Here is a 12,830-nt window from a genome sequence, read left to right as displayed (position 1 = left end):
AAGATTTCCGCCTGCAGACGGAAATCCCAATGGAGCGGATGATTTATTTTTTGCCGATGGCCACCCGCCATACGTCCGGCCCTTCCTCTAAGTACTCCCATGTAAACTGATCCGGACGCTCCATCATGAATTGGTATTGCAGCGGACGCGGGTCATGGTCATTCGTCAGCTCCATCACTTCCCCCGGCTTCAAACTGTCAAACAGCCGAAAAATTGCCGGATGGCGGTCGCGCGGCGGATAGTCCGGGGCGTGGATTTTGGCGGCAAATTGGTTCATAACATTGGCCTCCTTTGTAGTATAATGAATTATATACTTTATCATAACCGCTTGAACCTTGGGGGGTAGTGACGAGCGTCACAGCCCGAAGGTGAACATGTTCAATCCCCATGAAAGGAGAAATGGCGGTTGGAAGAGCTTGTTGGCTTTTGCGCGCAATGCGGCAAGCCGATCCATTGTCTGCATGGGTTTTTAAACGGCGTCGTCAGCCGAGAAACAGAGACGTTGTACTGCTTTCCATGCCATGACAAGCAAAAGGAAACCGAACACACCACACCGGACAAATGCCACAAGTGATTGAAAACGTTCACAAATGAAAGGGGGGCTGACCCAAAAATCCACTAACAAGTGGACTTTTGGAGCCAGCTCTTTCTTTTTTAAATCGTACATTGATCATGAACGATTCCGATTAAATCCCTTGTTTCTCCTTATTATTAAAGAAAGGAAGTTCGATTTTCTTAAAAACAATGTCGCTGCCGGGATTAACATGACCGTACGGGCTAAAACGCACTCCTTTTCCTGGACGGATACAAAGCGACAATGACACAAAACGTTATTTTCAAATTTCTACGAATCATTTATAATATGAATGGGGAACGATTGTCCTCATTTGTTCTGCGCTACAATCCCATCCCTTTCCTCAACCACTTACTCTACACGCTCGTTTCCCCAGTCCTCAAAAGAAAGGAGCGATTCATCATCACTCGCTTTTCCAGGGCTGCTATATATCTTATTAGAAGGGAGGATTTTCCTTGGAAGAGATATTGAAACAAATTTTGGACAAGCTCCAAATTATCGAACATGAAGTAAGCGACGTCAAAACAAACATGGCAACGAAACAGGAGCTCGAAGAAGTGAAGCAAAACTTCTCAACAGAGCTTGAGGATATTAAAGCCAACATGGCAACGAAACAAGAGCTTGAAGAAGTGAAGCATAGTTTCACAAAAGAGTTCGAAGATATTAGAACCAACATGGCCACTAAACAAGAACTCGAAGAAGTGAAGCATAGTTTCACAAAAGAGATCGAAGACATTAAAGCCAACATGGCTACCAAGCAAGAACTTGAAGACATCAAAGCCAACATGGCTACCAAGCAAGAACTTGAAGACATCAAAGCCAACATGGCTACCAAACAGGAGCTTGAGGACATCAAAGCCAACATGGCTACCAAGCAGGAGCTTGAAGACATCAAAGCCAACATGGCTACCAAGCAGGAGCTTGAAGACATCAAAGCCAACATGGCTACCAAGCAGGAGCTTGAAGACATCAAAGCCAACATGGCTACCAAGCAGGAGCTTGAGGACATCAAAGCCAACATGGCTACCAAGCAGGAGCTTGAGGACATCAAAGCCAACATGGCTACCAAACAGGAGCTTGAGGACGTAAAGAACAACCTAATGAAAGAATTAGATCATGTCAAAGCCAATATGGTCACGAAGCAAGAGTTTGTTTTCGTCCAACAAGCAGTGCTTGAAACAAATGAAATCGTTAAGAAAATAGAACAAAACATGGAAAAGCACGAACGGATTTTAGATCTTCTTTCTAGGCGTTCGATTGAACAAGAAGCGGCAATTTCCAGCATTCGTCTTATTAAGGCACCATAAGCAAGGAGAGAGCATCCCTCCCTACCTTTCTTAGGTGTGGCCGCCTTTTATAGTAAGGAAGAAACGTCTCCATCGGAATGCGCTTGGCGATTTCGTAAACTACATGAGCCATATGATCCAATGGAATGATATCGCTTGGCAACGTGAGGTGATCCACGGTACACTCTTCAAAAATATGATGATGTGTCATAAAAGAATCGCTCCTTTTTCGGTGATAGTGGTTTATGGTGACTCTATTCTGCCAGAAAACGAACGATTCTCTTCTATATTTCGTGTAAAAACGGGCTAATCCCAAAACGCATTCGCGTTTTGGGTCAGCCCCGTTTTGGTTATTCTTCCTCCGCCAAATTCGCCACCGGCAGCTCTTCCCCTTCGCCGTGCGTTGGCTTGCGCAAATGGAACAGCACCTTGATGGCGAAAACAAGCAACGCGACGACGCCGATCAAAAAGATCGTATCCGGAACAAAGCGGACAAGCAGCAAGTTTTGGACGATATCTTGTTGTAAGAACGAAGGTGAACGCGACGCCCAATAGCCATTGACAAACGCTTCCTTAATTTGCAAAATCCCGACCGGAAGCAGCGTGATGGCGATCATGCCGGCCAATCCAATGTTTAACATCCAGCATGAGAACTTCAGCCATTTGTCATTCCACGCCTCTGGTTTGACAATGTTGCGCAGCGAGTAAAGGAGCACGGCGATCGCAAACATGCCATACACGCCCATCATCGCCGCATGGCCGTGGGTCGGCGTTAAAAACTGCCCGTGTTCAAAGTAGCTGACCGCCGGCAAGTTGATGAGGAAACCGAACACGCCAGCGCCGACCAAATTCCAAATGGCGGTTGAAATCAAGAACCAGAATGTGGCCTTGTACGGGAAGTTGACCCCGCCGTCGCGCATCATTTTGTACTGCTCATACGCTTCCAAAATAAGGAGCGTGAGCGGAATCACTTCGAGCGCCGAGAACACCGCGCCAAGGGCGATCCAAATTTCCGGTGAACCGTTGTAGTAATAGTGGTGGCCGATGCCGATCACACCGCTCCCTAGTAAAATCGTAAATTGAAAATAGAGAGCCCGGACCGTCGATTTTTTCGTTACGAGCCGCAATTGAACGAGCAAGAACCCGATGACAACAACGGCGAACACTTCAAAAATGCCTTCCACCCACAAGTGGATGATCCACCAGCGCCAGAAGTCAGCCATCGTAAAGTTCGTATCCGGCTCGATAAAGAACGCGAAGATGTAAAAGAACGGAACGGCGATGGCCGAATAAAACAGCAAGTGGATGAGCCCGCCTTTGTCGCTTTCTTGCTTCAGCCCGCGTTTGACGCCGCGGAAGACGATGACCAGCCAAAGCAGCATGCCCACGACTAAAATGATTTGCCAAACGCGGCCTAGCTCAATGTATTCCCAACCTTGGTGGCCAAACAGGAACCATTCGTTTCCTAAATAGCCGTTGACGCCGAGCCATTGGCCGATCATGCTGCCGGCGACAAGGACGACAAGCGCCCAAAAGAGCAGATCGACGAGCAGCCCTTGCTTTTTCGGCTCTTGCCCGCCGACAAGCGGGGCGATGAAAATCCCCATACCAAGCCAAGCGGTGGCAATCCAAAAAATCGCCAGCTGCAAATGATACCCTTTGGCGATGTTAAACGGCAATAGGTCATGGATCCATTTGATGCCAAAGAAGCTGTCCGGTTCCGTATAGTAGTGGGCGAGCAGCGCCCCGAACATCGTTTGGACGAAAAAGAGCGCCGATACAACGACGAAATATTTGCCCGCTTTCACTTGCGACGGAGTCAGCGGCTGCCGCCGCAAATCGATGACTGGAAACTTCCCTTCTGCATACGCTTCTTGCATGCTTAACTGATAGCGGTGGAACACATACAAAATGATCCCGATGAACAAAATCAAAATCGTGACGCTCGCGCCGCTCCACCATACCGCGGAAAACGACATCGTATTGCCGGCGTCCTCATAGTACGGCCAGTTGTTCGTATAGGTGATGTGGTCGCCAAGTCTTGGCGTGCTTGACAGCCAAGCGGTCCAGAAGAAAAAGTCGGCAATTTGCTTGATTTGGTCGCCGTCCGCGACCCAAGCACGGCCTGATTTTGGCATGTCGCTTTCTTTGATCAATCCTTTTTTCAATCCCCAACCATCGCCATTGGTGAACACGTCGCGGTAATAGTCGCGCACTTTTTCCAACCCGTATACTTGCGCATCTGTCAGGACGAGAACATCCGTAACCGGGTTGTAGCGATTTTTTCGCATTTCCTTGATGACTTGTTCGCGGATGATCGTTTTCTCATCGGCGGTTAAATCGGCAAACGGTTTGTGATACCGCTCTTTTGCTTTGTAATCTTGCATGCCTTCCGTATAAATTTTCAACGCTTCCGCCGTATAGTCCGGCCCCATATACGACCCATGCCCAAGCACGGTTCCGTAATCCATCAGCCCGTATTTTTGGAAGACGGCCTGCCCGCCGATGATCGTTTCTTTCGTCATCAACACTTGGCCGTCTTCACTGCGCACTTCCTTCGGCCTCGGCGCCATTTCTTTAAAAATCCAATATCCGCCGACAAGCAGGACGGTAAAGCTGATCACAATAGTGAAAATGAGAATCGATTTGAGAAAACTGTTGGTCGTTTGCCGCCCCGGCCGCATGTTGGGGCGAACGGATCGATGAACTTCCATATGAGCCAACCTCCTTCTCGTTTGTTCGCCCCCATTGTAGCGCGCTGATCGTTCGGCGGTTTGTGAGCCGGGGCAAATGTCCGTTATGATTTATATCACAGCTTTATGGCGTGAGAATGTATACAATGAAGGCAGAAAAGGCCAAACGGCGCGGATGTTCAAAAAGAGAAAAGCATCGATGCTCTGTTGACAGCCGCCACACTTTTGTCACATTTCCAAAGGAGAGAACGCCATGGCGAACCATTGGATGAAAGACCGCTTAAAAGCTGTTCCGTTGTTTCGTGAACTGTCCGATTACGAGCTTGATTCGCTGGTTGCCATTTCCCACGTGCGCGTTTACAAGCCGCGGACGTTTGTCTTTATGCAAGGCGACCCGCTCGAGCGAGTCTATTTCATTCATTCCGGCACGGTAAAAATTTATAAAACGGACTTCAGCGGGAAAGAACAAATCGTTTCGATTTTGCAGACGGGAGAAATGTTTCCGCATGCCGGCTTTTTCTTAAAAGGCACCTATCCGGCCCACGCCGAAGTGGTCGAGGAAGCGACATTGATCGCGATCCCGATCCACGATTTCGAACAAGTGCTGATGGCGAGCCCTGAACTTTGCATAAAACTGTTTCGCGTCATGGGCGAAAAAATCGTCGACTTGCAAAACCGGCTCGAAGCGCAAGTGCTCCATAATACGTACGAACAAATCGTGTTGCTTTTGTTGCGGCTGACGCGCACGAACGCCGTCAAACAAGGGAAGTGGCACCGTCTCACCGCCCATGTGACAAACCGCGAGCTGGCCAACATGATCGGCACCGCCCGGGAAACGGTGAGCCGCACGTTGAGCCAACTGAAACGGAAAGGGCTGATTGACGTCGACGAACACGGCTTTTATTTGATTGACCGCGAAGGGCTCGAACAAGAAATCTTTTTCTAACTCCTTTTTCCCCATCGTCCGGCACCGGTCGGGATGCGCAATGGAGCTGATGGGGTTTCCTTTCAAACATTTCGGCAAGCCCATCTTTCTGGAACATGCTATTCCGCCCTTTCAAACGAAAACGAAACCTTTTTTCCAAAGTGGAATATGTCATGTTTCGGCCGAAAGATGTGAGCTATATCACAACATTCCACAGTGAAAATGATTATCATGATAGTCAAAAAGGAGGGAAAGCGCATGGGTGTGACGATTGAACTCGATGTGCGCGAAGATTTGCGGCAGAAACGTGAGCCGTTTGAAAAAATTATGAACGCCATCAAGCCGCTGCAGCCGGGCGATACGTTCATTTTACACGCCCCGTTCAAGCCGCTGCCGTTGTTTCCGATTATGAAAGCGAAAGGATTTACGTACGAGGCCGAACAAATCGAGAAAAAACATTGGAGAGTAACGTTTGTCAAACAGGGGGGATGACCGATGATCCTCGATAACCGCGGACTCGAGCCGCCGCAGCCAATGATGCGGACGCTCGCTGCCCTCGCTAAGCTGAATCCTGGGGAGACGCTGACGATCATTAACGATCGCCGCCCGATGTTTTTGTACGAGCAGCTTGACGAGCTTGGCTACCGGCACGAGACGGTCGCACGCGAAGACGGCAGTTTTGAAATCCGCATTACGAAAGGATGAGCAACGTGTTTCCTACTCGCACGGGGACGGAAACAGACGTCCGTCTTCCGTTCTCGTTTATCATGTTCGCCGTGTTGGCGTTCGCCGCGTCGCAGCTTATGTTGCTTGGAGCGATTCCCTCACTTAGCAGCGGCGCGTTCCGGCTGCCGTTCGTGTGGGCGGCGGCCCACCTGGCGTTGCTTGGCTTTGCATTGATGACGGCCATGGGGGCGATGTACCAGCTCGTTCCGGTCGCCTTTTTGACGCCGATTTGGAGCGAGCGGCTCGGTTTTTGGCAGTTTGCGATCACCGCTCTCGGCATCGTCGCCTTTGCCGCCAGTTTAGCGTTTACGCCAAACCAGGCGTTTCTCCCTGGCTTGCTTCTGCTGTTCGGCATCGTGCTGTTTGTCTGGCAAATGGCGATGACATTAAAACAACAAAAAAACAAAACGATCATGACGCTGTTTGTCGCGACTTCCTTGTTGTTTTTGCTGCTGACGGGCGCCGCCGGAGGGCTGCTTGCCTTTCACTTTTTCGCCGCCACAGGCGCCAACAGTCATGAAACGGTGTTCGGCTTGCATGTGCTGTTCGGGCTGTGCGGCTGGTTCACACTGCTCATCATAGGCTTTTCGTACAAAATGGCGCCGATGTTCTCGCTCGCCCACGGCTTTTCGCTGCGGCCGGCGCGTTACGTCTATGCGCTGTACATCAGCGGGATTGCGGTGGCGTTCGCCAGCTTATTCTTGCGAAGCCACGCATGGCTTGCAGCCGGTGCAGCCTTGCTCATGAGCGGATTCATTGTTTTCGCCTGGCATATCCGCGCCATTTTGCAAAAGCGGATGAAAAAAACGCTTGACCGCCCGTTCCGCTTTTCGCTTTCGGCCATCGTCATCGGTCTTGGACTGCACGTTGCCGCCTTTGTCGCCATCGTCGTCGGCAGCGGACGGCTGCTTGGCATCATTGTTTATCTATTCATTGTCGGCTGGATTCTCTTCAGCATCGTCGGCTATTTGTTCAAAATCGTGCCGTTTTTATGGTGGACGCATCGCTACAGCGAAAAAGTCGGCCAACAAAACGTGCCGACGTTAAAACAAATGATGAATGAGCGAGCCGTCACCGTCCAATGCCGCCTATGGCTCATCGCCCTCGCGCTGGCGGCCGTTGCGCTTGCTGTCGCGAGCGTGCCGCTGTTCGCCATCACTCAAGTGCTGTTGGCTGGATTAAGCGTTGCCTTTGCCGGAACGATTTTAACGGTCTTCCGAAAATAAGCGAATGAGGAGGAAAAGAACGATGGATGTCCGCGAACTTGCCATTCAACAGCTGAAAACGGTCCTTGATCCGGAGCTCGGCATTAACGTCGTCGATTTAGGGTTGATTTATGACTTAAAAATCGAAGATGGGCATATCAATGTCCTGATGACGCTCACGACCCCCGGCTGCCCGCTTCACGACTCGATCGCCGGCGGCGTCAAACGGGCGCTTGAGCACATTGACGGCATCCGTGACGTGCGCGTCCAAGTGACATGGAACCCGCCATGGACGCCGGAGCGAATGAGCGAAGAAGCGCTCCGGCAGCTTGGGCATTTTTCTTGAAACACTCCACTTTTTCCATCCCCTTTTCGCCGTTCGCCCGTGTTGGGCGGGCGGTTGTTTCATTGTTCTGCAACTGCTGAACACTCCCCGCCCTTTATTTTTGTATCATAATAGAAAAAACGAGAGCCATCGCTTGGCTATTTAAAGGAAAAACGAATCGAGGCCGCGAATCATATACCAAGAGGTGAGAGCGATGTTTGCCAAAATCGACGAGCTGAAACAACGGTTGGATGCGTTGCGCCCTTTGCCTCCAGGGTTGGTGAAAAACTTGCGGGAATCATTTCGGATCGAATGGACGTACCATTCGAACGCCATCGAAGGCAATACGTTAACCTTGCTGGAAACAAAGCTAGTCATAGAAGAAGGGATTACCATTGGCGGGAAACGGCTTAAGGAACATTTGGAAGCTATTAACCATGCGGAGGCGATTGACTTTATTGAAGAGTTAGTCGCAAACAAAGAACATTTGACTGAGCACGTGTTGAAACAGGTCCATTATTTAGTATTAAAGAGCATTGACAATGAAAATGCCGGGAAATATCGAACATACAATGTGCGCATTTCCGGCAGCTCGTACACCCCCCCTCACTTTTTGCATATACAAGATGAAATGAATCAATTGTTTTCTTGGTATGAAACGAATCAACATGCTCTTCATCCAATCGAACTGGCGGCTCGTTTCCATTTTCAGCTCGTATACATTCATCCATTTGCTGACGGAAACGGACGAACCGCCCGCTTAATGATGAATTTCATTTTAATGCAGCATGGCTATCCGCCCGCTATTGTGAAAGCAAACCCGGAACAGCGCCGGAAGTATTACGAAGCGTTGGAAAAAGCGAGCGTCAAAGGTGAGGTCACTCCGTTCATTCAACTGATCGCCGCATGTGTCGAAGAAAGCTTGCGCCATTACTTGTACGCTTTAGGGATGGAGGATTAACAACAGAGCGCAAACAAAACGACACGGAACAACGGGCATTTCCGTGTCGTTTGTTTTTCTCCTCCATGAGACCCGCCTCCGGTTGGCGTTTGATCGGCTATTCAAGCAACACGTTCCACAACCATGCCATCAAAGGAACGATGACAAAAAAGGCGAAGGCGATGTATCCGACATATCGAATCCACCGGGGAAATCCTCGCCAATCGAGGGCTTCCCGCTTCATCGCCCCTCCCGCAGCGATCCGATCCAACTCTTCGGTCGGCGAAAACACCCGGTCGTCCACCCGTTGAACCTCTTCTATCCGTTGCGTTTCATGCCTCTCTTCTTCTCGAGAGCCCTTCATGCCGCCCCTCTTCCCCACGATTTTCATGAGCAGGCCAAAACGATGTTTCCATCCAACAGCCGCTATCCCCAAATGTTCAACCTGATCAGCTGTGATGTTTTCCTCTTCATTATACCATCTCCCATCGTCAGAAGACATCCATATTTTCCACTTATTTCATGAGAGAGGGCAAATGCACTCCTTCTAAGTTGGACGATGCATCGAAACGGTCTGTTCCTCGCTGCCCGCAGCCCCGTCTCATTCCTTCACCCGCAGCAGGCGCATGCTGTTGAGTGTCACTAGCAGCGTCGCGCCCATATCGGCGAACACCGCGAGCCAAAGGGTGAGCCAGCCCGGGACGGCGGCCACGAGTGCCAGCACTTTAAGCCCTAAGGCGACGGCGATGTTTTGCCGGATGACGGCAAGCGTTCGGCGCCCAAGGTGGACGGTGTACGGCAGCTGGCGCAAATCGTCGGCCATGAGCACAACATCGGCTGTTTCCAAGGCGGCATCCGTCCCCGCCCCGCCCATCGCCACACCAATATCGGCCGCGGCCAAGGCAGGGGCGTCATTCACCCCGTCGCCGACCATGGCGGTCATGCCGCAACGTTCTTTCAGCTCGCGGATCGCCGCCAGCTTCTGTTCCGGAAGGAGCTCGGCGCGAATATCGGATACGCCCGCTTGACGGCCGATGGCCTGTGCGGTTTGCTCGTGGTCGCCCGTCACCATCACCACTTCCGCCACCCCAAGGCGCCGCAGCGCGGCAACCGTTTCCGGGGCGGACGGCCGCAGTTGATCGGCCGCGGCGACAAGCCCCAACAGCCGATCGGCCGTGCCGACGGCCATCACGGTTTTTCCTTCGTCCCGAAAGGCAGAGATTTGCTTTTCCGCTTCATCGGGCAACTTCCCGATCCAACTGGTAAACAAAGCGGGGCTGCCGATATAGTACGTGTTCCCCGCAATCACCGCCTTCACTCCTTGGCCGGTGAGCGATTGAAACTCCTCGACGGCCACATCAAGAAACGGTGCTCCCTCTTCTTCCGCTTTGCGGACGATGGCAGAAGCCAAAGGGTGCTGCGACCGTTTTTCGATGGCGGCGGCGATGGCCAACAGCTGCTCACGTGTTCCTTCATACACGACGACATCGGTCACGGCTGGTTTCCCTTTCGTCAACGTCCCGGTTTTATCAAAGGCAACGGCACGCAGCCGGCCGATTTGTTCGAGATGCACGCCGCCTTTGATGAGCACGCCGCGCCGAGCCGCGTTTCCGATGGCCGTCACAATCGCCACCGGGGTGGAGATGACGAGCGCGCACGGGCAGCCGATGACAAGAACGGCAAGACCGCGGTAAATCCAATCAAGCCACTCCCCGCCCATCACGAGCGGCGGAACGATGGCGATCAGAAGCGCGGTCACGATAATAAACGGCGTATAATAGCGAGCAAACCGGTCGACGAACGCTTGCGACGGCGCCCGCTCCGCTTGCGCCTCTTCTACAAGATCAATCATTTTCGCCAATGTCGTTTCATCCGCCCGCTTTGTCACTTCAACTTCGAGGAATCCTTCTCCATTCAGCGTCCCGGCAAACACTGCATCCCCCACTGCTTTTTCCACCGGCAGACTTTCGCCGGTGATCGCCGCTTCATTCACTGTGGAGGCGCCGCTTATGACAATGCCGTCCAAAGCGATTTTTCCACCCGGCTTGACGATCATGACATCCCCGACGCGAACGTCTTCGACCGGAACGGTCACCTCCTCCGCACCGCGCCGAATCGTCGCTGCAGCGGGCGCCATCTCCATCAACGAGGCGATCGACCGCCGTGCTCGATCCATCGAGTAGCTCTCGAGCGCTTCGCTGATGGCAAATAAAATGACAACGACTGCTCCCTCTTGCCATTCGCCGATCGCCGCCGCACCGAGAATAGCGATCGTCATTAATGTTTTCATATCAAACTGCCAGCGGGCCAGATTCCGGAGCCCCGTCCAGAACAGGGAGTAGCCGCCGATCACGATCGCCGCCAAATACATCGCAATCGCCAGCATCCCCTTGTCCGCCGCATCGGCCGCAATGCCAATCAGAAGCAATACAGCAGAGACAAGGACGTTCCTGTTCTCTTTCTTCTTCCAAAACGGCTCCCGCCGGATGGTGCGCTCGCGTTCTTCACGAATTTTCAGGCGTTCAAACGCTCCCGCTTGTTCAAGCTCATCAATCGTCGCCTCGCCCCAAACGGTGAGCTTGGCGGCGCCGAAATTCACTTTCGCCTCTTTCACGCCGGGCAAGGATTTCACGTTTTGCTCAAACTTAGCTGCGCAGTTTGTGCACGTCAGTCCTTGCACGCGGTATGTTTTGGCCTCGAGCCGATCTAATGTTTGTTCATTCCCCACGGCCGTCCCCCTCTTTCCGATGGGCGAGCGCGACAAGCAGCAGCTCGCGAATATGGTCGTCATCCAGTGAATAAAAGGCGAGTTTTCCCTCTTTCCGATATTTCACGATGCCTTGTTTGTACAAGATGCGCAAATGATGCGATGTCGTCGCCACCGTCGCACCAATGACGTTCGCTAGGTCACAGACGCACAACTCCTCTTCACCGCAAAGCGCATACACGATCTTCGCCCGATTTTCGTCGGCAAGCGCCTTGAAAAACGGCACGATCGCGGCAATGTTTTCATCACGAAGCCGCCTCTGAACCCGCTCGACCTTCTCTTCGTCATAACAGTAAACGTCGCACACATCATGACGGTGCATTCCTTCTCGCTCCTTGTCAATATTCAAATATTCGTTTGAATATAGAATAGCATATCTCCCCCTTATATTCAAATATTCATTTGAACAAAAAATGTGCTCAAACGAAAAATCCGCCTTTTTTGTTTTTAAAAGGCGGATTCCCTCTTGTGAAGCACGCTTTAGCTGACCACAAACATGTTCGTTTCCTCATTGCCGATTTTGCTTACACATGCTCGCGAAACCAGCGCACCGTCTCCAAAAACGCTTCACGCGTCACTTTATGGCCGGCGTGCGGGTCAGCGATGAATTGCAGCCGGTCTTCGTTTCCTTCATAAAGTGGTTTAATTTGCTTGTAAAACTCATATGTATAAGCATACGGGACGACTTGGTCGGCTTTCCCGTGCCAGATGAACAGCGGCCGGCCGTCGAGTTTTTCCGGCTGCTTGGATAAATCGTAGCGGGCGAGCTTTTCTTTTTCGAGCGCAAGCAGCGTCGGCGGCAGTGGAATGTCGATTTGGCGCCGCTTTCCTTCTTCAATCATCTCATCAAAAAAGGCGCTGTAGTTCGGGCAGCCCATGAGCGCCACCGCCGCCCTCACCCACGGATAGACGGCGAGCGCGCCGAACGTGACGATTCCGCCCATCGATGTCCCAGCGAGCCCAATCCGTTCTCGGTCAGCCAGCCCGCGGCTTACAAGGTCGTTTTTCATCTCCTCGATTTCGGTGATCGTGCGCACAACAATGTCCCAAAACGACAGCTGCAATTTCCGTTCGCTCAAGCCTTCGTCCCGTTCACCGTGAAACAGCGCGTCGGGAAGCACAGCGCGGTAGCCCGCCTCGGCGAGCAAGTAGCCGAAATGCAAATTATGTTCTTTGGCGCTCGTAAAGCCGTGGATAAAGAAAATCAGCGGCAGCCGTTCGTCCCGCTTTTCCGGCTTGACAACGTGAAGAACCGGCACGCCGGCCAACTGTTCCTGTTCAATGATCACCATGGTTGCACAAACCCCTTTTCTTTTTCCATCGCTGTATAGTTTACCATATGGACAGCGATTTTGGAAAAGAGTTACACTATGTAGTGTAAAGAATAAC

Annotated in this window: 14 protein-coding genes; 8 read left to right on the top strand and 6 right to left on the bottom strand. The window is 51.8% G+C overall.

Going from position 1 to position 12,830, the window contains the following annotated elements:
• Window positions 1-43: 43 nt before the first annotated feature.
• The gene (locus tag GT3570_RS03675; protein ID WP_013523134.1) at window positions 44-277 is read right to left on the bottom strand and encodes a DUF2249 domain-containing protein; all 234 of its coding nucleotides are present in this window, start codon (window positions 275-277) and stop codon (window positions 44-46) included.
• 129 nt (window positions 278-406) lie between these two features.
• On the opposite strand from GT3570_RS03675, the gene GT3570_RS18665 reads away from it, so the two are divergent.
• Window positions 407-574: a hypothetical protein gene (locus GT3570_RS18665; RefSeq protein WP_011230263.1), complete on the top strand. Its 168-nt coding sequence runs from the start codon at window positions 407-409 to the stop codon at window positions 572-574.
• A gap of 455 nt (window positions 575-1,029) precedes the next feature.
• Window positions 1,030-1,881, top strand: coding sequence for a hypothetical protein (locus GT3570_RS03670; RefSeq protein ID WP_062898459.1), 852 nt, complete (start codon window positions 1,030-1,032; stop codon window positions 1,879-1,881).
• A gap of 329 nt (window positions 1,882-2,210) precedes the next feature.
• Here GT3570_RS03670 and GT3570_RS03660 read toward each other — a convergent pair whose 3' ends face one another.
• Window positions 2,211-4,574: a nitric-oxide reductase large subunit gene (locus GT3570_RS03660; protein WP_062898458.1), complete on the bottom strand. Its 2,364-nt coding sequence runs from the start codon at window positions 4,572-4,574 to the stop codon at window positions 2,211-2,213.
• A gap of 232 nt (window positions 4,575-4,806) precedes the next feature.
• Between GT3570_RS03660 and GT3570_RS03655 the strand changes: the two genes are divergently transcribed.
• The 6 genes from GT3570_RS03655 to GT3570_RS03630 all read left to right on the top strand — a co-directional run bounded on the left by GT3570_RS03655 (window position 4,807) and on the right by GT3570_RS03630 (window position 8,695).
• A complete protein-coding gene (locus GT3570_RS03655) occupies window positions 4,807-5,499 on the top strand; it encodes a Crp/Fnr family transcriptional regulator (RefSeq protein WP_011230259.1) in 693 nt (230 codons plus the stop codon).
• Window positions 5,500-5,736: 237 nt separating this feature from the next.
• Window positions 5,737-5,970 carry a DUF2249 domain-containing protein gene (locus tag GT3570_RS03650; RefSeq protein ID WP_014195085.1) on the top strand — a complete coding sequence of 78 codons (234 nt, stop codon included), beginning with the start codon at window positions 5,737-5,739 and terminating at the stop codon, window positions 5,968-5,970.
• Window positions 5,971-5,973: 3 nt separating this feature from the next.
• Complete coding sequence (locus GT3570_RS03645; protein WP_013146125.1) at window positions 5,974-6,183, top strand: DUF2249 domain-containing protein; 210 nt, start codon at window positions 5,974-5,976, stop codon at window positions 6,181-6,183.
• Entirely contained in the window at window positions 6,180-7,430 is a 1,251-nt protein-coding gene (locus GT3570_RS03640; protein WP_062898457.1) for a hypothetical protein, read from the top strand. Before GT3570_RS03645 ends, GT3570_RS03640 begins: the two co-directional genes overlap by 4 nt.
• A 22-nt stretch (window positions 7,431-7,452) precedes the next feature.
• Complete coding sequence (locus tag GT3570_RS03635; protein ID WP_011230255.1) at window positions 7,453-7,755, top strand: metal-sulfur cluster assembly factor; 303 nt, start codon at window positions 7,453-7,455, stop codon at window positions 7,753-7,755.
• Between the two features lie 193 nt (window positions 7,756-7,948).
• Complete coding sequence (locus GT3570_RS03630; RefSeq protein WP_011230254.1) at window positions 7,949-8,695, top strand: Fic family protein; 747 nt, start codon at window positions 7,949-7,951, stop codon at window positions 8,693-8,695.
• A 97-nt stretch (window positions 8,696-8,792) separates the two neighbouring features.
• On the opposite strand, the gene GT3570_RS03625 is transcribed toward GT3570_RS03630, so the two are convergent.
• From GT3570_RS03625 to GT3570_RS03610, 4 genes are all read right to left on the bottom strand, one after another.
• The gene (locus GT3570_RS03625; RefSeq protein ID WP_225995665.1) at window positions 8,793-8,978 is read right to left on the bottom strand and encodes a hypothetical protein; all 186 of its coding nucleotides are present in this window, start codon (window positions 8,976-8,978) and stop codon (window positions 8,793-8,795) included.
• Between the two features lie 297 nt (window positions 8,979-9,275).
• A complete protein-coding gene (locus GT3570_RS03620; protein ID WP_011230252.1) occupies window positions 9,276-11,402 on the bottom strand; it encodes a heavy metal translocating P-type ATPase in 2,127 nt (708 codons plus the stop codon).
• Window positions 11,392-11,763: an ArsR/SmtB family transcription factor gene (locus tag GT3570_RS03615; protein ID WP_011230251.1), complete on the bottom strand. Its 372-nt coding sequence runs from the start codon at window positions 11,761-11,763 to the stop codon at window positions 11,392-11,394. Before GT3570_RS03615 ends, GT3570_RS03620 begins: the two co-directional genes overlap by 11 nt.
• Before the next feature lie 202 nt (window positions 11,764-11,965).
• Window positions 11,966-12,733 (bottom strand): alpha/beta fold hydrolase, encoded by a 768-nt coding sequence (locus tag GT3570_RS03610; RefSeq protein ID WP_011230250.1) that lies wholly within the window; start codon window positions 12,731-12,733, stop codon window positions 11,966-11,968.
• Window positions 12,734-12,830 lie beyond the last annotated feature (97 nt).

The organism is Geobacillus thermoleovorans (assembly GCF_001610955.1).
In the GTDB taxonomy this organism is placed as follows: Bacteria; Bacillota; Bacilli; order Bacillales; family Anoxybacillaceae; genus Geobacillus; species Geobacillus thermoleovorans.
The sequence above is the reverse complement of the archived record's forward strand: the minus strand, read 5'-3'. Positions and strand labels throughout refer to the sequence as shown.

Coding starts and splice junctions, on each gene's coding strand:
- GT3570_RS03635 (WP_011230255.1), top strand. CDS start 7,453: ATGGATGTCCGCGAACTTGCCATTCAACAGCTGAAAACGGTCCTTGAT.
- GT3570_RS03615 (WP_011230251.1), bottom strand. CDS start 11,763: ATGCACCGTCATGATGTGTGCGACGTTTACTGTTATGACGAAGAGAAG.
- GT3570_RS03650 (WP_014195085.1), top strand. CDS start 5,737: ATGGGTGTGACGATTGAACTCGATGTGCGCGAAGATTTGCGGCAGAAA.
- GT3570_RS03655 (WP_011230259.1), top strand. CDS start 4,807: ATGGCGAACCATTGGATGAAAGACCGCTTAAAAGCTGTTCCGTTGTTT.
- GT3570_RS03640 (WP_062898457.1), top strand. CDS start 6,180: ATGAGCAACGTGTTTCCTACTCGCACGGGGACGGAAACAGACGTCCGT.
- GT3570_RS03630 (WP_011230254.1), top strand. CDS start 7,949: ATGTTTGCCAAAATCGACGAGCTGAAACAACGGTTGGATGCGTTGCGC.
- GT3570_RS03610 (WP_011230250.1), bottom strand. CDS start 12,733: ATGGTGATCATTGAACAGGAACAGTTGGCCGGCGTGCCGGTTCTTCAC.
- GT3570_RS03660 (WP_062898458.1), bottom strand. CDS start 4,574: ATGGAAGTTCATCGATCCGTTCGCCCCAACATGCGGCCGGGGCGGCAA.
- GT3570_RS03645 (WP_013146125.1), top strand. CDS start 5,974: ATGATCCTCGATAACCGCGGACTCGAGCCGCCGCAGCCAATGATGCGG.
- GT3570_RS03675 (WP_013523134.1), bottom strand. CDS start 277: ATGAACCAATTTGCCGCCAAAATCCACGCCCCGGACTATCCGCCGCGC.